15 protein-coding genes and 1 pseudogene are annotated in these 19,964 nt (G+C 66.8%); 8 read left to right on the top strand and 8 right to left on the bottom strand.

Translation table 11 applies throughout. The annotated features are described in order from the left end of the window. Nucleotides 1-204: 204 nt before the first annotated feature. The 3 genes from QT386_RS06820 to QT386_RS06830 are packed head-to-tail and all read right to left on the bottom strand — an operon-like array spanning nucleotide 205 to nucleotide 3,642. Nucleotides 205-1,116 carry a DMT family transporter gene (locus tag QT386_RS06820; protein WP_289272997.1) on the bottom strand — a complete coding sequence of 304 codons (912 nt, stop codon included), beginning with the start codon at nucleotides 1,114-1,116 and terminating at the stop codon, nucleotides 205-207. A gap of 34 nt (nucleotides 1,117-1,150) precedes the next feature. Continuing rightward, nucleotides 1,151-2,392 (bottom strand): sarcosine oxidase subunit beta family protein, encoded by a 1,242-nt coding sequence (locus QT386_RS06825; RefSeq protein WP_289272998.1) that lies wholly within the window; start codon nucleotides 2,390-2,392, stop codon nucleotides 1,151-1,153. Nucleotides 2,393-2,403: 11 nt separating this feature from the next. Next, on the bottom strand, nucleotides 2,404-3,642 hold the full coding sequence (locus QT386_RS06830; RefSeq protein WP_289272999.1) for an amidohydrolase family protein: 1,239 nt from the start codon (nucleotides 3,640-3,642) through the stop codon (nucleotides 2,404-2,406). A gap of 243 nt (nucleotides 3,643-3,885) precedes the next feature. Here QT386_RS06830 and QT386_RS06835 point away from each other — a divergent pair, with 243 nt between their 5' ends. From QT386_RS06835 to QT386_RS06865, 7 genes are read left to right on the top strand one after another with little or no spacing between them, the layout of a single operon-like run. After that, complete coding sequence (locus QT386_RS06835) at nucleotides 3,886-4,488, top strand: TetR/AcrR family transcriptional regulator (RefSeq protein WP_289273000.1); 603 nt, start codon at nucleotides 3,886-3,888, stop codon at nucleotides 4,486-4,488. Continuing rightward, on the top strand, nucleotides 4,485-6,722 hold the full coding sequence (locus QT386_RS06840; RefSeq protein WP_289273001.1) for a TonB-dependent receptor: 2,238 nt from the start codon (nucleotides 4,485-4,487) through the stop codon (nucleotides 6,720-6,722). Before QT386_RS06835 ends, QT386_RS06840 begins: the two co-directional genes overlap by 4 nt. 12 nt (nucleotides 6,723-6,734) lie before the next feature. Then, nucleotides 6,735-6,938 (top strand): hypothetical protein, encoded by a 204-nt coding sequence (locus tag QT386_RS06845; RefSeq protein ID WP_289273002.1) that lies wholly within the window; start codon nucleotides 6,735-6,737, stop codon nucleotides 6,936-6,938. Between the two features lie 24 nt (nucleotides 6,939-6,962). Next, on the top strand, nucleotides 6,963-9,383 hold the full coding sequence (locus QT386_RS06850) for a prolyl oligopeptidase family serine peptidase (protein ID WP_289273003.1): 2,421 nt from the start codon (nucleotides 6,963-6,965) through the stop codon (nucleotides 9,381-9,383). Nucleotides 9,384-9,424: 41 nt separating this feature from the next. After that, nucleotides 9,425-10,318, top strand: coding sequence for an alpha/beta fold hydrolase (locus tag QT386_RS06855; RefSeq protein WP_289273004.1), 894 nt, complete (start codon nucleotides 9,425-9,427; stop codon nucleotides 10,316-10,318). A 28-nt stretch (nucleotides 10,319-10,346) separates the two neighbouring features. Then, nucleotides 10,347-12,083, top strand: coding sequence for a DUF885 family protein (locus QT386_RS06860; protein ID WP_289273005.1), 1,737 nt, complete (start codon nucleotides 10,347-10,349; stop codon nucleotides 12,081-12,083). After that, nucleotides 12,080-13,312: a threonine ammonia-lyase gene (locus tag QT386_RS06865; RefSeq protein ID WP_289273006.1), complete on the top strand. Its 1,233-nt coding sequence runs from the start codon at nucleotides 12,080-12,082 to the stop codon at nucleotides 13,310-13,312. The genes QT386_RS06860 and QT386_RS06865 overlap by 4 nt, the downstream gene beginning before the upstream one ends. Before the next feature lie 435 nt (nucleotides 13,313-13,747). Here the strand turns inward: QT386_RS06865 and QT386_RS06870 are convergent, their stop codons facing one another. From QT386_RS06870 to QT386_RS06880, 3 genes and pseudogenes are all read right to left on the bottom strand, one after another. Further along, nucleotides 13,748-13,945, bottom strand: a complete 198-nt coding sequence (locus QT386_RS06870; RefSeq protein ID WP_289273007.1) for a hypothetical protein — start codon at nucleotides 13,943-13,945, stop codon at nucleotides 13,748-13,750. Between the two features lie 119 nt (nucleotides 13,946-14,064). Further along, on the bottom strand, nucleotides 14,065-14,736 hold the full coding sequence (locus QT386_RS06875) for a hypothetical protein (protein ID WP_289273008.1): 672 nt from the start codon (nucleotides 14,734-14,736) through the stop codon (nucleotides 14,065-14,067). A gap of 61 nt (nucleotides 14,737-14,797) precedes the next feature. Beyond that, a pseudogene (locus tag QT386_RS06880) lies at nucleotides 14,798-15,076 on the bottom strand (FAD-binding protein); the annotation flags it as partial. Nucleotides 15,077-15,134: 58 nt separating this feature from the next. Between QT386_RS06880 and QT386_RS06885 the strand changes: the two are divergent. Beyond that, the gene (locus QT386_RS06885; protein WP_289273010.1) at nucleotides 15,135-15,257 is read left to right on the top strand and encodes a hypothetical protein; all 123 of its coding nucleotides are present in this window, start codon (nucleotides 15,135-15,137) and stop codon (nucleotides 15,255-15,257) included. A gap of 46 nt (nucleotides 15,258-15,303) precedes the next feature. Here the strand turns inward: QT386_RS06885 and QT386_RS06890 are convergent, their stop codons facing one another. Both QT386_RS06890 and QT386_RS06895 read right to left on the bottom strand, forming a co-directional pair. Further along, nucleotides 15,304-18,375 (bottom strand): efflux RND transporter permease subunit, encoded by a 3,072-nt coding sequence (locus QT386_RS06890; protein WP_289273011.1) that lies wholly within the window; start codon nucleotides 18,373-18,375, stop codon nucleotides 15,304-15,306. Continuing rightward, nucleotides 18,372-19,481 carry an efflux RND transporter periplasmic adaptor subunit gene (locus QT386_RS06895; protein WP_289273012.1) on the bottom strand — a complete coding sequence of 370 codons (1,110 nt, stop codon included), beginning with the start codon at nucleotides 19,479-19,481 and terminating at the stop codon, nucleotides 18,372-18,374. Before QT386_RS06895 ends, QT386_RS06890 begins: the two co-directional genes overlap by 4 nt. Nucleotides 19,482-19,964 lie beyond the last annotated feature (483 nt).

Consider the following 19,964-nt stretch of genomic DNA (forward strand, 5'->3'; position numbering starts at 1 on the left):
TGAGGGGCGGGCCGGGCTCGCAGAGCACGCAGGTGCATCAATGAGGGATGCCGTAGACCTGCCGACAAGGTGGCGGGATTCTACCCGCTGTGCCGGCACCTACCCCACTCGCCCCCCGAAATGGAGAGGGCCGGAACCGGACACCTGGGGCACACTGCGTCTGGAGCAGCAATGTCCCGCGAGCCGTACCGCCTCATCCGTACGCTACCCGGCTTTCCCGGCGGTCGGACGCCAGTTCGATGTGCGGCATCCCCGCCTCGAATTCAACGCAACGGTAGCACCGGCCGCTGCGACCACGATCATCCCGAACAGGCCCAGCCCATCGGGAACCTGGCTGAAGACCAGCCAGCCCAGCAGGGCGGCCCAGATCAGTTGCACGTACTGCATCGGCGCCAGAACCGACGCCGGGCTATGGCGATACGCAGCGGTGACGAGGAAATGCCCCATGCCTCCCAGCACCCCGGCGCAGCCGAACAGCAGCAGATGAGCGGCCGGAGGTACGGGCCCGGTCCAGAACCAGGGCAACGCCATCCCGTAGCACACCGCGCCGACCAGCGCCGCATGGAACTGCAGCGTGATCGCCCGCTCGGTACTCGCCAGCACGCGTGACAGCAACTGGTAGATCGCATTCAGGATGGCCGCGCACAAGGCCAGCACGACGCCAGCCGCATCCAGGCCGCCGCCGGGTCGCGCGATCAGCAGCACACCGACGAAGCCGGCCGCAACGGCCAGCCATCCGAGACTGCCCACTCGCTCTTGCAGCACCGGTCCCGCCATCAGGACAACGAGTATCGGATACAGGAACACGATGGCCGAGGTCTCGGCTACCGGCATCCGTTGCAGCGCCAGCGTCATGCACAGGGACGCCAGGCCCAGGCAGCAGGCGCGCAGCAGCACCAACCCCGTGCGCCGGGTCCGGATCAGGCCGTACCCCCGGGAGGGCGCCAGCAGTAACACCATCAGCAGGCACTGGACGATGTAGCGAAGGGCCACGACCACCACGGCGGGATAGAGCGCCACCAGGTACTTCGTCGTGGTGTCCATGCTGGCGAGCAGCAGGATGCCGACCATGAAAAGGGCGACGCCGCCCAGGGTCTCCTTGGAGGAGGTGCTCATCGCAGCTGGCGCCTGTCCCGGTCCGGCCCGTGCATCAGTGCGCAATGCCCGAGGCCCCCGCCTCATCGATGAGCGCTCCGGACGTGAAGCGTTCGAGCCCGAACGGCACGATCAGGGGATGGCGCTTGCCGGTGGCTAGGGTATAGGCCATCGAGAAACCACCGGCCGGCGTGGCCTTGAACCCGCCGGTGCCGAAGCCGCAGTTGAGGTAGAGGCCATCCACCGGCGACGGTCCCAGGATCGGGGAGGAATCCTTCACCACGTCGCAGATACCTGCCCACTGTCGCATCAGGCGCAGCCGCGAGAACGATGGGAACAGGTCCAGCATGCCGGCCGTGACGGCCTCGACCGTCAGGAAATTGCCCCGCTGGGCGTACGACGGATACAGGTCCAGGCCACCGCCGATCAGCACCTCCCCCTTGTCGGTCTGGCTGATGTAGATGCCCGCAGACGGCGACAGGACCATCATGTTCAAGGCCGGCTTGATCGGCTCCGAGACGAAGGCCTGCAGGGCATAGCTGGTGATCGGCAGGGGCAACCCGGCCATCGCCGCCAGGTGGCTGGTGTGCCCCGCAACGGAAAGGCAGACCTTGGCGGCACCGATATCGCCCCGGTTGGTACGCACGCCGCTGACGCGGTTCCCCTCCTTGATGAGGCCGGTCACCTCGCAGCCCTGGATGATATGCACGCCACGCTCATCCGCACCGCGCGCATAGCCCCAGGCTACGGCGTCGTGACGCGCCGATCCGGCACGCTCCTGCACCAACCCGCCCAGCACCGGGAAACGCCCGTCCTGCCGCAGCAGCGGCTCGCGCCGGCGCAGGTCCTCGGGCGACAGCCAATCCGCCGCGATCCCGTTGAGCGCCATGCCGTTCCTGAGCCGGTTCGACATCTCCACCTGGTGACGGTCATGCGCCAGCACCACCTGCCCGCGCTGGGACAGCATGACGTTGTAGTTGAGCTCCTCGCTCAGGCCCTCCCACAGCTGCAGCGACTTCTCGTAGAACGCCACCGACTCGGGGAAAAAGTAATTGGAACGCACAACGGTCGTGTTGCGCCCGGTGTTGCCACCGCCGATCCAGCCCTTCTCGAGGACCGCGACGTTGGTGACCCCGTGGTTCTTCGCCAGGTAGTAGGCCGTGGCCAGTCCATGACCACCGCCGCCGATGATGATCACGTCGTAGGATGACCGGGGAGCAGCATTGCGCCACGCCGGCTTCCAGCGGCGATGCCCGCTCAGGGCATTGATGGCGAGCGAAAAAGCTGAGTAGCGCACCGATCGTCTCCCTATATCCGACGGCGTACGAATTCGCCGCCTTTCATGATCACGGAGAAATTCTCGTCGGGCCTGGACATGACATGGATATCACGCATTGGATTCTTGTCGATGGCAATCATGTCGGCGTAGGCGCCCGCCTCGATGCTGCCGAGCAGGCCCGTCTTCTGCATGATCTCTGCGTTGATGCTGGTGGCTGACCGCAGAAGGTCAATCGGCGAGAAGATCTCCGAGCGGAAACTGAACTCCTGGCTCTGCATCGGATGAAAACGCTCTTCGAAAAGGTCGGTGCCCATGCCGATGCGGGCGCCGGCGCGCTTGAGGTATTCCAGCGACTGGTAGGCCGAGGCGTGGACGACCTTGATCTTTTCCAGGCTCTCGGCGCGCAGGCCCAGCTCCGGCCCATGGCGCATGACCTGCTCCATCACCGCGATGGTCGGTACGGCGTAGGTGCTGCCGTCGGCGGCCGCGATCAGGTTCGCGGTCTCCTGGGTGATGATCGTGCAGTGGTCGATGGAGCGGATGCCCAGCTTCAGGCAGCGGCGCGCGCCATCGTCGGTGTGGCAATGCGCCACTACGTACTTGCGGCGCGTGCGGGTTTCGTGGACCGCGGCTTCGATCTCCTCGTCCGTGTAGTGCGGCATCCAGATCGGATCGGTGGGCGAAGACACGCCACCGGAGATGAAGATCTTGATGTGGTCGGCGCCCTTGCGCAGCTCGTTGCGGCAGAACTTTCGCACGTTCTCGACGCCGTCCACCACTTCGTTGAAGGTGTTGTTGAGCGAGCAACCACAGGGGCTCTCGACCTGGTGCTCGGGACGCACGTCACCATGGCCACCGGTCTGCGACAAGGCCTTGCCGCCGTAGTGGAGACGCGGACCCTCCATCAGGCCCTGGCTGATCGCCAGGTGCAGGCCGATCTCGCCGCCGCCCGGATCGCGCACGGTCGTGTACCCGCGATGCAGGGCGCCCTTGAGCAGGCGCGCAGCATGGGCGACCTTGAGCGGAAGCGTCATGTTGTCGACCAAGGCCATGTTCAGGGAGATGCTGTAGGCATGGAAGTGCAGGTCCAGCAGGCCCGGCATGACGAAACGGCCACCCATGTCGATCACCTCGGCACCGGCGACGCAGGCTTCCCCCGTTGAAACCTCACGAATCCGGTCGTTCTCGATGACGATGCTGCCGCCCTCGATCAGAGCCTCGCTTCTGCCATCGAAAATCACGCAGTTCTTCAGAATCCTGAGGCTCAAGTTCGATCTCCGCTTAGTCATACGGACATGGCTCCTGCAAGAGGCCGCCAGAATTATCCGTATTGATATAATACATATCTGTATGTACATTACAGCAATTACAGACCACTCGGAAAGTAATTCAGGTGGGAAAGGCACCAGCGCAGTGGCGCAAGGAGCAAGGCCGTGGGAACTCAGCGGAAGATAGCGACGCTGCCGACACAACCGGGCTCGCGGGGACGGCCTCGCAAGTATTCGGACGAAATGCTGGTGAACGCCGCCTTGCGGGTGATGGGCCGTGACGGCTACACCTCGCTCACCATCCGCTCGCTCGCCGAGGAACTCGGCGTCAGCCATTCCGCGCTGTACACCTACGTCACCGCCATCGATGAGATCGAGGACAAGGCCAAGCGCCGGCTGACAGACCAGCTCCCGCGCCCGCAGTCTGCTTCGCCTGCAAAATTGCGTGAGGAATTACTGGCCTTCCTGCATGCCGCGCGGGTGCTGATCCTGTTGCACCCCGGGGTTCTGCTGTCCAGGGTCGGATCAGCCTCCTCGGAAATCTTCCGGGACATCAGCGAACAGTGGTTTAGCGCATTGACGCCCCACGCACCCGACCTGAAGACCGTCAAGCTGGCGCTGACCGCCCTGATGGGCACCGTCCTGCTGATCGTCGAGGGTGAGCGCCTGCTGGAAGCCGGCACGGGCGAGAAGGGTTCCAGGCGCTCGGACAAGAAGCGATCCGACGGCGCCGTCACGGCCAAGGCCGTGGAGCCCTATCTCAACGACCTCATCGATCTGGTGCTGCCGGGCCTGGCCGCCGGCAACAAGCGTGGCGAGGCAGACCGCCGCAGGAGCAGGAAGTGATCAGGAAGCATGGCTTTTCAATCTCCGCTCAGGTCCTCGCCGTGGGCCTGGCGATGTCGGCGCCTCTCGCATGGGCCCAGGATGCCGCGCCTGAGGAGCCGACGGACAGTATCGACTTCCTCGACTCCCTGATCGCGGAGGAGCCGGCGCCGGAAGCGGCACCCGCAACGCCTGCCGACTCCATGGAGCCGGCCAGCCCCGCAACGGCCGCCACGACGCCGGCGGAGCTGGACGTGATTCCGGTCGATGTGAAGGAGGCGGAGCCGCGGCAGAACCTGACCGAAAAGCGGCCGCCGACGCAACTGGAGGAGATCGTGGTCACCGCCACCAAGCGCGCGGCACCGGTGCGCGATATCCCCGCCACGATCAACGTGCTCAGCGGCGAGCAGCTGGAGCGCGAGGGCATACAGAGCGTCGACCAGATCGTGATGCAGGTTCCGGGCGTGAACCTGACCGACGAAGGTTCCGGCGGCCAGGCCAAGCGAATCACGATCCGCGGCGTCTCGACCGGACTCGGCGTCAACCCCACCGCGGGCACCTTGTTCGGGGACATCCCGTTCTCGGATCCCTTCGCTCCGAAGGTGCAGCTCGATCCGAATCCCTTCGACATGGCGACGGTTGAAGTGCTCAAGGGACCGCAGGGCACACTGTTCGGCGGCACCGGACTGAATGGCCTGATCCGCTATGTGCCGGAGGCGGCGAACGTCAATGCATTCCAGCTGAAGTACTTCAGCCAGTTCAACGCGTATCCCGGAAACGGTGGCGATGGCTGGAGCTACGGCGCCGCGGTGAATATGCCGTTCGCGGACAACACCGCCGCCGTGCGCATCATGGGCTTTCAGCGGCAGTCGCCGGGCTACACGGACGATCGCTACAACGACAGGAAAGACGTCAACAAGCTGGAGCAGTACGGCTACCGTGCGATGATGACCTGGCTGCCCTCCGACCAGTGGAAGGTTTCGTTGACGGCGGCTACCCAGCACACGACCGAGGACGACATTCCGTATACCGACAACTACGACGGACAGCTCTCCCACGGCGACAGTCCCCGCCCCAGCCCCGGCGAGTCCAGCTACACGCTCGGCAGCCTGACCATCGAGCGCAGCTTCGACTGGGGTGAGCTGTTGTCGCAAACCTCCTACTTCGAAAAACAGTTCGACATCTTCCTCGAGGCCTCGCGCGCGGTCGGTGGCTTTCTGCCGCTGCTGGCAGGCTCGAACGCCAATCGCAGCGACGGCATGACACAGGAACTGCGAGCCGTGTCCGCACCCGGGGACTCGCCCTGGAGATGGCTCGCGGGCGCCTTCTACTACAAGACGAGTCTCTACGATTGCAGCGACATCGGCGCGGCCTCCGGTCTGCCGACGCTGCCGATCAGGATTCCCGGACTTCTCGAAGGCCTTCTGCCGAATCCCTGCCCCGAAAATGCCGGAAGACTCAGCGGAACGCTGAACATCGCGAGCCTGACTGGCGAAGTGGATCTGGAAGAGAAAGCCCTGTTCGGCGAGGTCACGCGCGAACTGGGCGAAAGCTGGGAGGCCACGCTCGGCGCGCGTGCTTACTGGATCCAATCCGATGGCGCCATCACCTCCGCCGGCGCGGTCTATTCGTCGCAGAACAATTTCATGAAGGTCACGCGCGAGCGCGGCGTTGGAGAGAATGGCATCAGCCCGAAGGCGTCTATCGTGTTTTCGCCGACCGACGATTTGCGTGCCTACCTCACGGTCTCACGAGGTTTCCGCTTCGGCGGCCCGCAGCTCGCCGCCTCGACGCCGACCTCGGACGTGCCGGAGGTCTACAAGTCCGATTCCCTGTGGAACTATGAATTGGGTCTACGCACGGACTGGTTCGACCGTTCGCTGCGGATCGATCTGTCGGCCTACCACCTCGACTGGAAAGACCCTCAGGTGTTCCAGCTGGACCGGGTGGCGACACTGAACTTCATCGACAACGTCGGCGGGGCTGAGGGCAACGGTGTGGAGCTATCGGTGCGCTATCTGCCGCCGTTCCTGCCTGGCCTGTCGATCGACGCCGCGGCGGCCTGGAACCGCACGGTGACGACCGAACCCTTCGATTCCGTGGAGGGCAAGACCATCGCCGCGGGCTCGCCCTGGCCGCTGTCACCCCGCTGGCAGACCGCGACGACGCTGTCTTACGTGCGGCCGATCCGGGATTGGCAGGTCGGGGCATCGTTGCGCCACACCTACCTCGGTCAGGCCTGCAACACCATCTAATGCAGCGCGCAGGTGTTCGGCTACCGCACATTCGACCTGAACCTTTTTGCCTCTGCGGTCGGCGACAGCTTCTGGCCGCAGCTGAGCCTGTCGCTGAACAACCTGTCGGACGAGCGCGGCTACAGCAGCATCACGACCAACCCGTTTCCCGCCAGCGACACCATCACCTACATCGCTCCGCGCGCCGTCGTGCTGCGCCTGAGCGGCAGCTTCTAGAACTCCCTGCGCCATCGACCTACCATGACAGCTCCTCAAAACCCGATTAACGTCAGCGCGGACGACTATGCCGCTGCCGCCCGCCTGCACGAGGCCAATATGCTCCCGCTGATCCGCAACGCGGACGTCAGCCCGGTCTGGCTCGGCGATACCGGCCGCTTCTGGTACCAGAAGAAGACCGCTGCCGGCTCGCGGTTCGTGCTGGTCGACTCGCGCACCGGCGCCAGCGGGCCGGCCTTCGACCATGCCGCCGTCGCGGCCGCGCTGAACGCTACGCTGAAGCCGCATGCGCCAGCCTCCGAGGAGAACCTGGGCCTGCAGAATCCGCAACTGACCCCGGATGGCCGCGGCCTGGTCGGTTCGGCGTCGGGCAAGCGGGTGAGCGTGAGCCTGGAGGACCATGCGGTGACCGCCCTGGCCGACACCAAGCCGCAGGATGCCCGCCTGGTCGTCTCGCCGACCGGCAGGCATGGCATCAAGCGTGATGGCGACAACCTGCTGCTGGTCGATCTCACGTCGGGGCGCGAGCACCGGCTGACGCAGGATGGCGAGCCTTACTTCAGCTACGGCAAGCTGCCGGATGGCGCGCTGCAGACCATCGTCCTCAAGAAGGCGGGCGTGACGCTGCCGCCTTACGCCGGGGCCTTCTCTCCCGATGGCCGCTATTTCATCTGCCCGCGCATGGATGAGCGCCGCCTGGGGGTCGATCCCTTCATCGAGCAGGTGCCGACAGACGGCAGCCTGCGGCCCGTCGTGCACGAGGTGCGCCGTGCCTTCACGGGTGACCAGGAACAGATCGTCATCGACTGGTTCGTGTTCGACATCGGTACCGGCGAGCGCCGCCGCATCCAGATACCGCTGGGTGTGTCGCCCGCTTTCCTGCTCGGAAACGGCATCGTGGGCTGGTCCTTGCGGCACGGGCAAGTCTTCATGCTGGCCATCACCGAGGGCTGGGTCACCGGGATGCTGCTGCGGGTGGACCTGGCCACGGGCAAGGTGACCACGGTGATCGAAGAGAAGGGCACTACCTGCCGCTTCGAGCCCAATACCATGATGTACAACCTGCCGAACGTGCAGGTGATCGGCGACGGCGCGGAAGCCATCTGGTATTCCGACCGCTCCGGCTGGGGCCACCTGTACCGCTACGATGCGCAATCCGGTGAGCTGCTCAACCCGATCACCGGCGGAGACTGGATGCTGTTCGACATCCATCACGTCGATGAAGGCGCGCGCAGGCTCTACTTCACGGCCGGCGGCCGCGAGGCCGGCGTGGATCCGTACTACCGTCACCTGTATCGCGTCGGCCTGGATGGCTCGGACCTGACGCTGCTCACGGGGGGCGAGCTGCACTCCGACCATGCGTTCGCCCCGAGCGTCGCGCCATTGTTCAAGATGCTGTTCCGCGTGCCCGATGCGCCGGAAAAGATCAGGCCCCAGGCCGGCGTGTTCATCGACACCTGCTCGACGGTGTCCACCGAGCCGGTGACGGTGCTGCGCTCGTTGGCCGACGGGGCGCTGATCGCCGAGATCGAGCGTGCCGATGTGTCCAGCCTGCTGGAGGCCGGCTATGTGCCGCCGACGCGCCACCTGCTCAAGGCGGACGACGGCCAGACCGATATTCCCCTGGTCTACTTCCCCCCGACCACCATTGCCGGCCATCGCGCCCACCCGGTCATTGATGCCTGCTACGGTGGCCCGCAGGTCTGCGTGGCGCCGCGCAGCTACGTCGAGGCCGCTTCGGCCTCCAATCCGTGCAATCGCATGTCGCTGGCCCGGCTCGGGTTCGGCGTGGTGGTGGTGGACGGCCGCGGCACCCCGGCCCGCGGCAATGCCTTCCGTGACAGCGGTGTCCCGAAGTTCACCGAGGTCGGCATCCGCGATCACATCGCGGCGATCAGGCAGCTTGCCGAACAGAAGCCGGAGCTGGACCTTGACCGGGTCGGCATCCATGGCTGGTCCTGGGGCGGCACCTTCAGCGCACAGGCTATCCTGACACGGAGCGACTTCTACCGCGTCTGCATCACGGGCGCAGGCGTCTACGACTATGGCGCCCTGTATTCCGGCTTCGAGTCCTCCATCGGCATGCCGATTTACGCCGATGGCAGCAATCATCGTGGCAGCCCTTCCGAGAAGCCCCTCTCCTGGGCGCCGATCGACATCACCGGGATGGCCGCGGGAATGAACGGCAAGATCCTGATCGTCTGGGGCGACGCCGACGAGAACGTTCCTCCCTCACAGGCCTATCGGCTGATCGATGCGCTGATCCAGGCCAACAAGCCTTATGACGCGCTGATCCTTCCCAACAAGACGCATGGCACCGCCAGCCAGTACCTCAACCCCTACACCGCCGCCCGCACCTGGGACTACTACGTGGAGCACCTGATGCGCGCTCCCGTGCCCGACTCCAAGCCCTTCCAGTGCGTGCCCAGGCCAGGCTCGTTCTGATCCGGCATGAACCGATACAGGAACCTACGCAGCGCACCCCGATGAACGACATTCCGCTGATCGACCCTCCCTGCCAGTCCATGACCCTGGCGGACGGCAGGACGCTGAGCTGGCAGGAATTCGGCGTGCCGGATGGCAGGCCCGTCCTGTACTTTCACGGCGGCGGCAGCTTCAGCCTGGAAGCGGGCCTCTTCCACCGCGAGGCGGTGCAGCGGAACATCCGGCTGATCGCGACGAACCGTCCCGGCGCTGGCGACACCAGCCTGTGCCCGGGCCGCTCTGTCGCGGACTACTCCCATGACCTGCGCGAGCTGCTCGACCACCTGGGAATCGTAAGATTCGCCTGCCTCGGCGAATCCAACGGCGGCATGGTGACCCTGGCGGTAGCCGCCACCCTGGCGGACCGGGTGGTCGGTGCCGTGCCGATCAACCCGACCGTCCCCTGGTTCGACCCCGTGGCCCGGAGCGTATCGCCCTGCGCTGCAGGCTGGGGTTATCGCGCGATGAAGTACATCCCCTGGGCACTATCACCGCTGGCCCGCAAAGCCGTGGCCCGGAATCACAGGCTGAGCTCCCAGGCCAGCCGTGACGCCGGCCGCTTCAATCGGATGCACCTGGTAGGCCCGCCTCCCGGGATCGAGTCAGACGTTGGTGCCTTGCAATGGCGGGTGATGCTGGCGTCTTCCGGCAAGAAGGCTCTGTCGGCCGAGCTGAAGTGGGCCTGCGCCGATTGGGGTTTCGACTTCTATTCGATCCCCGTGCCCCTGGACTTCTACTGCGGCGTGCATGACGCCCAGGGGCCTTTCGCGCTGGTACTCGCAGACCAGAACCCGGATGCGCGATTCCATCACTTCTCGTACGGGCACCTGGCGTTCTCCCACCCGGACGCCAGGCGCCGGATGTTCGACACCCTCTCGCGTTACTTCGAAGCCTGATCTGCCCGCACAATCGCAGGAGACTCACATGCCGCTGTACCAACCCAGTTCACAGGAGCGCTCCCTGCTGGCCGTCAACAAGGCTTCGGAGCTGGCCAATTCCGTCATCTCCAACTGCATCTTCTGGAGAGTCGCGCAGGGCAAGCCCATCGAGGGCAGCCTGCCGGACATCAGCGAGGACGGCGCAGGACGGCGTGCGGCGAAGGGCCGGGAGATCCTGCAGATTCTGGAAGGGGTCGACGAGGGCCAGCTACCGCACGAATTCGTGCTGACGGCCAGGCTGACGCGTTTCTTCGCGCAGGCCTGGAGCAAGGATGCGGACCGCTACTGGCTGGCGGTCGACGTGATGGAGAACACCTTCTACGGGCCGTTCGTGCAGACCCCCTACACCGGCGGCTTCCTCTTCAACGAGATCAGGAAGGCCCTGGGCGAGTTCGTGTTCCAGCGCGACAGCGATGGCGACCGTTATCTGGTCCTGCTGGCGGAGGTCACGCAACTGCTGCGGCAGATCCATGCGCGCACGGCGGGCCAGGCCGAGCGTGGCATCCGCATCCACAAGCTGCAGTTGCCGGGTTCCCGCCGGCTGCTGGCCGGCCTGCGCGCCGCCGCGGCCGCGAGCTATCCGGTCCAAGGAGAGCGGCTGGCGGCCCTGTCCGGCGCCGGGGCGATCGCCACGGAAATCCAGCGTCGTCTGGAGCAATCCGTGCTGCCGGCCTTCGACGCCCTGATCGAACAGCTCGACGAGACGTACGAATCGCTGGCGCCCGAAGGCGTCGGCATGGACAAGCTCCCGGGTGGCCGCGAGGTCTATGCCGACCTGGTGCGGATGCACACGACGATGAGCCTCAGCCCCGAACAGGTGCACGCTGCGGGACATGCGCGCATGGCGCGCATCCAGGCCGAAATGGCCGAGGTTCGCCAGAAACTGGGGTTCGCGGGGACCGAGGCCGAATTCGCGCTTCACCTGCGCCGGCAGCCCGGTGCGGTGGCGGCGTCCGCCGAAGATATCGGCCGGAAGATGCGGCGGCACAAGGATCGCGTCGAGCAGCGCTTCGAGGAGTTCTTCGCCCAGCGCTCGCCGTGGGACTATGACCTGGAGCGCCTGCCCGAGGCGCTCGAGTCGGGCATGACCTGGGGGTACTACTCCCGGCCGGTCGGCAACGAAAAGCGGGGCCTGTATTACTACAACGGGTCCAAGCTCGACAGCCAGGCGGTGATCGCCGCGGCGGCACTCACCTTCCATGAGCTCGTACCGGGTCACCATCTGCATCTGACCTTGCAGATGAGCAACCCGGATCTCTCCGACTTCCGTCGCACCTGCGTGATCAATGCCTTCAACGAGGGTTGGGCGGAATATGCGGCGATGCTGGCCGGCGAGATGGGCCTGTATGACGATCCCTACGACCGTTATGGCCGCCTGTCGCAGGATGCCTTCCTCACCTGCCGGCTGGTGGTGGACACCGGCATGAACACACTGGGCTGGAGCTGGGATCAGGCCAGGCAGTACATGCGCGAGCACACCCTCTGCGCCGAAGGTGAAATCGACTCCGACACGCTGCGCTACTCCTGCGGCATCCCGGCGCAGTCCCTGGCCTACAAGCTCGGCGACGAGGAAATCCTGCGCATGCGCCGCAAGCTGCAGGACCGCCTCGGCGAGCGTTTCAGCTTCCGTGACTTCCACAGCGCCGTGCTGGGCTGCGGCGCGCTGCCGCTGCCGACCCTGGAGTGGCACCTGGACCAGGTCTTCCCGGAGACCGCGGCGTGACATCCGCCCCGGGCTTGGCGGCGATCCAGCAAGCCGCCGCCCGTCTCAAGGGGCAGATCGTCGAGACACCCTGCCGCCACTCCCGGGTGCTGTCGCAGATCACCGGGGCCGAGGTCTGGCTGAAGTTCGAGAACTTCCAGTTCACCTCGTCCTTCAAGGAGCGCGGCGCGCTCAACAAGCTCAGCCACTTGAGCCCGGCAGAACGTCATGCCGGCGTCGCCGCCATGTCCGCCGGCAACCACGCGCAGGGCGTCGCCCACCATGCGACGCGGCTGGGCATCCCCAGCACCATCGTCATGCCCCGCAACACCCCCTTCACCAAGGTGAGCAATACGCGGGCGCTCGGCGGCGAAGTCGTCCTGCACGGCGAAACCCTTGCCGAGGCCTGGGACCACCTGCAGGAGGAATTCATCCGGCGGCGCGGCATGACCCTGGTCCATCCCTACGACGATCCCGCCGTCATCGCAGGCCAGGGCACCGTCGCTCTGGAGATGCTGGCCGAAGTGCCTGGACTCGACACGCTGGTCCTGCCCATCGGCGGCGGCGGCCTCATGGCCGGCGCGGCCATCGCCGCCCGCGGCCTGCGTCCGGACATCCGGCTCATCGGCGTGCAGTCCAGCGTCTATGCCGGCGTAGGTGCCGCACTGCCGGGCGGGCCTGGCGCCGTCCGCGGCGGGCAGACCCTGGCGGAAGGCATCGCGGTCAGCCAGGTGGGTCGCCTCACCCTGCCGGTGATCGTGGAGCTGGCAGATGAGGTCGTGCTGGTGGAGGAGCACCACATCGAGCGCGCCATCGCCCTGCTGGCCACCATCGAGAAGGTCGTGGCCGAGGGGGCCGGCGCCGCCGGCCTCGCCGCGCTGCTGGCCAACCCCGAGCGCTACCAGGGCCGCCAGGTCGGCCTGGTCGTCAGCGGCGGCAACATTGACCCCCGCCTGCTCGCCTCGGTGCTCATGCGCAACCTGGTGAGCGAATCCCGGCTGATCTCACTGGCCATCGACATCGAAGACCGTCCCGGCTCGCTGGGGCGGATCGCCGACTGCATCGGGCTCCACAACGGCAACATCATCCAGGTCGACCACGAACGCCTGGCGACCCGCATGCATGCCAAGAGCGCACGTCTCAAGCTGCTGGTCGAAGTGCAGGACGAGGCGCACGGCCGGGTCATCCTGGACGAGCTTCGCAGAAGCGGATTCCAGGCTTCCCTCCAGCAGCAAAGCGAGCTCCCCTGATCGCATCGGGGGAGCCCGAGCACCGCGTCAGCGCCTGGGCGTGGGCCTTCGGATCGGAAACCTCAGACTCCCGCCCTCGCCGCCTCCAGCCGCTCCTTTAGCTCATCCAGCAAGGACTTGCTCGCCGCCGCACCCGGTCTCGCGGTATGGCCTCCGAAGCTGGCGAAGCGCGAGCGGAAGTCCCGGCTGAAGGCATAACGGTTGTCGTAGTGCGCCCCGTTGCCAATGTTGTGATGCCGCCCGGGCGGGCCTGCGGATTAATAATGAACAACGAGGTTTTATGTGAGGGGAATCTACGCAAAGCGGACCTCCCCCCTCGCCGCAGCGCGCCCGCTCCCCAAAAAGCAAAAGGGCCGCGAAAATCGCGGCCCTCGGGCCCAAAACCTTGCTGGAGCGGGAAGCCTGAGGCTCCCACCCGCTACTGCCAGGCGCTGTTCAGGCGGCCTTCTTCAGCGGCAGCGGCTCGGCCTGGTAGGCCGGCTTCGATGCCACAATCTGGTGCACGGTCTTGGCGACCTTGCGGACCGGGCCGGAGGCCAGGCGGCGCTCGTCGAAGCTGGTGTCGACGAACTCCAGGGCGACCATCACCAGGAGGATCAGGACCACGCTTACTGCCACGATTGTTCCGAACATTTGCTGCACCACTTTGATTCAGGGGTGCACCAAGATAGACCGGATGCTGCGTTGCAACAATTGACTAATTCTTAGCAATGCAACAAAAAAATCTAAACGCTCCCGTTCAGCCGGACGGCCTATTCCCCCCGGTCGGAACGCAGGGCAGGACGGATCGCCCGAAGGCGCAGGGGCTCGGCACAGCCCTCCGACAGGGCCGTCGGGCAGTCCTGGAAGCCGAAGGCGGCATCCACGCAGAAGCTCACGCTCTCCAGCCAGGCACCGCGGCACCGCAGCGTGATGGCATCGGCCAGCAGGCCCGGGTTATCCCGCAGGAAAGCGTCCTTGAACTCGGAATGCGAGAGCTGCAGGCCCTCGCGCGGCGTGCTGCGGAAGCGGTCGGGCACCGAGATGCGGCGCCCCGCCCGCTCCAGTTGCAGGACATACTCCCCCGCCGGCAGGCCGCTGCAGCCGCCCTCCTGCCGCCAGATCTTCTTCAGCCGGGCCTCGTTATGCACCACGTCCAGCGCCCGCGGGAACAGCTCGCGCGGCAGTGATTCGCGGTCGCAGGCCGGGCCCTCGCCCGCAAAGCCCGGCGCCAGGCCGGACAGCACGAAATAGTGCTCCTGCAGGCACTGCAGTTCCTTGATGCCCAGGTTGCGCTTGCAGAACTCCGGCGACCACGAGAAGGAAATAGTCCAGCCGGCCACGGCGACCGGCGGCGGGGGCAGCGGCTGCGGCGCCGGCTCCTGCGCCGAGGCCAGGCCCGCCGCCATCAGGATTGCCGCACCCACCCAGTTCCGGATCTTCACTCGTTCGCTCCTGCAGGGAGGGCAAGGATATCGCCCCTGGCTCCGACAAGCGCTCCGCTCTTCAGTTTCCGGAGATCGCCTGCTCGGCCGCATGCCGCGCCGCGACATGGCCCCAGACGAAGGACGGGCCCACGCTGCCGCCCGCCCCCGGGTAGAAGCGGCCCATCACCGAGGCCGTGGAAACGCCGTTGGCATACAGGCCCGGGATCACGCTGCCATCTTCGCGCAGTACCCGCGCGTGTTCGTCGGTCACGACACCGCCGTAGGTCCCCACGTCGCCTGGCTACACCGGCACGGCGTGGTACGGCGGCCGGTCAATGCGGCCCAGCGCCGGTGAAGGCGGCTGCAGCTCGTCGCCCAGCCAGCGGTCGCGCATGGCGGCGGCGGTTCAGCAGGGCATGAAGTCGCTGGCCTTCCGCGGGACCAAGCCCAACCGCTACCGGGAACGGGCGATCACGAACCTGCACCTGAACCTGGCGCGGTACATGGGGACAGGCGCGCCGAGACTTCTGAAGAATTGAGTTCAGCCCCCGCCATGCCGGCAAAAAACCGGCATGACGGTTCGCCCTAGACCTCTGTCGTGGCGTTCTTGCGGCGGCTCGGGATCAGACGCAGCTTGATCTCGTCGATGATCTCGAACACCACCGGCACCACGAGCAGGCTCAGCACCGTGGAGGTGATCAGGCCGCCGATGACCACTACCGCCATCGGCTGGCGGAAGCTACTGCCGCCGCCGAGGTCCACCGCGATGGGGATCATGCCGGCGGTCATGGCCACGGTGGTCATGACGATGGGGCGAGCGCGCTTGTGGCAGGCGTCGACCAGCGCATCGATGCGGCCCATGCCCAGGTCGCGGCGCGCCATGATGGCGTAATCCACCAGCAGGATGGAGTTCTTGGTGACGATGCCGACCAGCATCAGCAGGCCGATCAGCGAGGACATCGACAGGTCGTAGCCGAAGAACCACATCAGGCCCAGCGCGCCGGTGGAGGCCAGCGGCAGTGCCGCCAGCACCGTCAGCGGCTGGCCGAAGTCGTGGAACAGCAGGACCATGACGGCGTACACGCAGAAGATGCCGGCGAGCATCGCCAGCGCGAAGCCGCCGAACATCTCGGACATGTATTCGATGTCGCCCGACAGCACCAGCTCCACGCCCGCCGGCAGTTGCTTGAGCGTGGGCAGGTTCTTGGCGCGCTTGAGCACGTCGCCCACCGGCTGGCCGTTGAGATCTACTGCCAGTTGCACGACGCGCTGGCGGTCGTAGCGGTCGATCTGCGCGGGGCCGCCGGTGACGCTGATGTCGGCGATATTGCCCAGAGGTACCGCGGCACCGCTATGGCCGCGCACGCGCAGCTGGGCCACCAGGTCCGGATCGCGACGCGACTCCGGGTCCAGCGCCACGCGCACGTAGACCTGGCGGCCCGGCAGGTTCAGGCGCGGCAGGTTGAAGTCATAGTCACCGCTGGTGGCGACGCGCACGGCCTGGGCGATGGCGGCGGAGGTGATGCCCATCTCCGCGGCCCGCGCGAAGTCCGGGCGGATCACGATCTCGGGCCGCAGCAGGCTGGCGGTAGAGGTCACGGCGCCGATGCCGGGCAGGCTGCGCAGCTCGCTCTCCAGCGTGCGGGCCGCCTTCAGAGTGGCCGCCGGGTCATCGCCGGTGAGCATCATCGTCATCTTCTCGCCCGGCGTGCCGCGGCCAAGGCTGGTGCGGGCACCGGGCAGCGAGGCGAGGCGCCGGTTGATGTCGGCACGGACCTCGGGCAGCTTGCGGCCGGTCTGGGCGATGTTGAGCAGGCGCAGGGTGAGCTGGGCGGTGCGCACCTCGGCGGCCGCCATGTCGGCGCGCATGGCGCCGGTCTTCACGCCACCGCCGACCACGGTCAGCACCGAGCTGATCTCGGGCACTTCGGCCAGCAGGCTGCGCGCGCGCTCCGCCAATGCCGTGGTCTGCTCCAGCGAGCTGCCGGGCGGCCCTTCCAGGATCACGAACTCGGTGCTCTCGTCCTGGCCGGCGATGAAGGCGGTGGGCAACTGGCTGATCAGGACGATGGACATCAGGAAGAAGGCACCTGCCGCCAGCACCGTGGCCCAGGGGTGCTCCAGGCACCAGCGCACGGTGACCAGGTAGCGCTTCATCAGCGGGCCGTCGGTCCACTCGTGCGCCGCCGGCCGCAGCATGTAGGCTGACATCATCGGCGTCAGCAGGCGCGCCACCAGCAGCGAGAACAGCACCGCCGCGGCCGCGGTCCAGCCGAACTGGCGGAACAGGTCGCCGGTCAGCCCGGGGACGAAGGCGGTGGGCAGGAATACGGCGACCAGGGTCAGTGTGGTGGCGATCACGGCCAGGCCGATCTCGTCGGCGGCTTCCATCGCGGCCTGCTTGGGCGGCTTGCCCATCTGCAGGTGGCGCATGATGTTCTCGACCTCGACGATGGCGTCGTCGACCAGGACGCCGATCACCAGCGTCAGCGCCAGCAGCGACAGCACGTTCAGCGTGAACCCGAACCACTGCAGCGCCAGGAAGGTGGGAATGATCGACAGCGGCAGGGCCACGGCGGAGACGAAGGTGGCGCGCCAGTCGCGCAGGAACAGCCAGACCACCAGCACGGCGAGGATGGTGCCCTCGATCAGGGCGCCCATGGCGTGGCCGTATTCCTGTTCGGTGAAGTCGACCGAGTTGGAGACCTCCACCATCTGCACCGCCGGATGCGACTGCAGCAGCTTCTCCACCGCGGCGCGGGCGCCGCGGGCGGCGGTCACCTCGTCCATGCCCTGGGCGCGCATGACCTCGAAGCTGATGACGCGCTTGCCGTCCAGCAGGGCGATCTGGCTGCGCTCGGCGATGGTGTCGCTGACCCGCGCGATATCGGCCAGGCGCAGGCGCCGGCCATCGGACAGCGGCAGCGACAGGTCAGCCAGTTCCTCGGCACTGCTCACGGTGCCGAGCGCGCGTACCGTCTGCTCCAGCCCGCCAAGGCTGCCGCGGCCGCCCGGGGCTTCCTGCTGCATGCTGCGCAACTGCGCGCTGATCTCGCCGGCAGTGACGCCCAGGGACTGCAGGCGCACCGGATCCAGCTCCACCTGCACCTCGCGCGTGACGCCACCCTTGCGGTTGACCTGCGCCACGCCGCGCACGCGCAGCAGGGTCTTGGCCACGACATCGTCGATGAACCAGGACAGGTCGGTCTCGTCCATCGTCGGCGCGATGACGGCGTAGGTCAGCAGCGGCATGCCGGCGACATCGACGCGCGCCACCACCGGCTCCTGCATCTCCTGCGGCAGCTTGGTGCGGATGCGCGTGATGGCATCGCGCACGTCGGTCACCGCTTCGGTGAGGTTCTTCTCGTAGGCGAACTCCACCATCAGCAGCACCATGCCATCGTTGATGGTGGTGGTGACATGGCGCACGGCGCCGATGCTGGAGATGGAGTCCTCGATGGGGCGCGCCACCTCGGCCTCGAGCTGGACCGGCGAGGCGCCCGGCATGGCGGCCTGCACCGTCACCGACGGGAAGGCCATGTCCGGCAGGTACTGGATGCCCAGGCCGCGAAAGGCGACCAGGCCCGCGACCGTCAGCATGATGAACAGCAGGATCGACGGCGTGGGCTTGTTGATCGCCCAGGACGAGAAGTTCATGGCTTGGGCCCGGCGGCCACCACCTGCACCAGCACGCCTTCGGACAGGAAGGCGCCGCCGGACTTCACGTAGCGGGCGGCGGGATCGATATTGCCCAGCAGCTCGATGGATTCACCCTGGCGCCGGCCGGTACGGACCTTGATCAGGTGCACGCGGCTCTCGCCATCGACCTGCATCAGGTACTGGTTGCCGTCGCGCTGCACGATCGCCGCTTCCGGTACGGTCTGGGCCTCGCGGGGCAGCAGGGCGAAACGGCCGGTGAGGTACATGCCGGCGGACAGGCCGCTGCCGGCGGGCAGGTCGACATAGGCCAGGCCATTGCGCGTACCGGAATCGACCGTCGGCGCGAGCTGCCGCAACTCACCCTTCACGGTGCTGCCGTCGAGGGCGGTGAGCGTGGCGACGGCTCCGGGCTGCAGACGCTGCATGGCGTTGGCGGTGACCTCCGCACGCCATTCCAGGCGGTTGCGGCGCACCATGCGGAACAGCTCGGTGCCCATCATGCTGACGGCGCCAACGGTGGCGGCACGGCCCGAGATCACGCCGTCGTCCGGCGCAACCACGCGGGCGTAGCGCAGTTTCAGCGCCTGGGCGTGATGCTGGGCCTGGGCCGAGGCCAACTGGGCCTCGGCGACCCGGGCCTGGGTGCGGTACATCTGGCCGGTCTGCTTGGCCATGGCGTCCAGGGATTCGAGCCGGTCGGCGCGCACGGCGTCGGCCTTGGCCTTTTCGAGATTGGCGGAGGCCTCGGCGACCATCGCATCGGCACGCGCCAGGTCGGCGCGCAGGCTGTCCTCGCTGAAGCGGGCCAGCAACTGGCCCTTGCGGACGCTGTCGCCGACGTTGACCAGCACCTCGTCGAGACGCACGCCGGCCACTTCGGCTCCGATCACGGCCTCCTGCCAGGCGGTGACCTCGCCGCTGGCGACCAGGGCGTCGGGCCAGGTCTCGCGCTGCGGCGAGATCACCTCGACCGTCAGGACCGGCTGCGGGGCCGCGGGCTCCTCGGTCTTGCCGCCGCAGGCGGACAGCAGGAGGGGGCCGCATACGGCCAGCAAAGCGAGCAGGGGGCGGCGGCCCCCGGTGAAGACGGCTTGAACGGTCATGACATCCCTGCAGGGGCGGCGGCTGGAAACGAGCCTCCCCTCCCCCTTGATTGGCGGCGTGGCACCCCAGCGCCACGCCCAGAATTCATGAAACACTGTGTTTCATATCTTGATAATTACAGGGCATGGGCGAAGCCCTGTCAACCTGGAATGGAACTGTCGCGCCGGGCCCTGGCGGGCCCGGCGGACAGCAATGCCAACTTGTTAAGGAGACAGCCCATCCCAGGACCCTTTCGCGGATGCAGGGGCAGAGCCCTACTCGGTTGTCTGCCGGATGGTCTGTGTCGGCGCGGAGCCCTGCGCCTGTAGCCCGAGGTGCACCTGGGCTCATGGGGATATTTTGACCGCTGGGGTTGGGAATCCCTAACGGAGTTCCGTATTTGTTGCTGCGGAACCGCCGTCCTCGGCGAGGCTGCACTTCCGAATCGAGCCCCTGCCGAGCCATCCATGGCCGGGCGTTCGCCGGCCTGGAGTGCCATTCAA

Origin of the sequence: Solimonas sp. SE-A11, assembly GCF_030345715.1 — a bacterium.
Taxonomy (GTDB): domain Bacteria; phylum Pseudomonadota; class Gammaproteobacteria; order Nevskiales; family Nevskiaceae; genus Solimonas_A.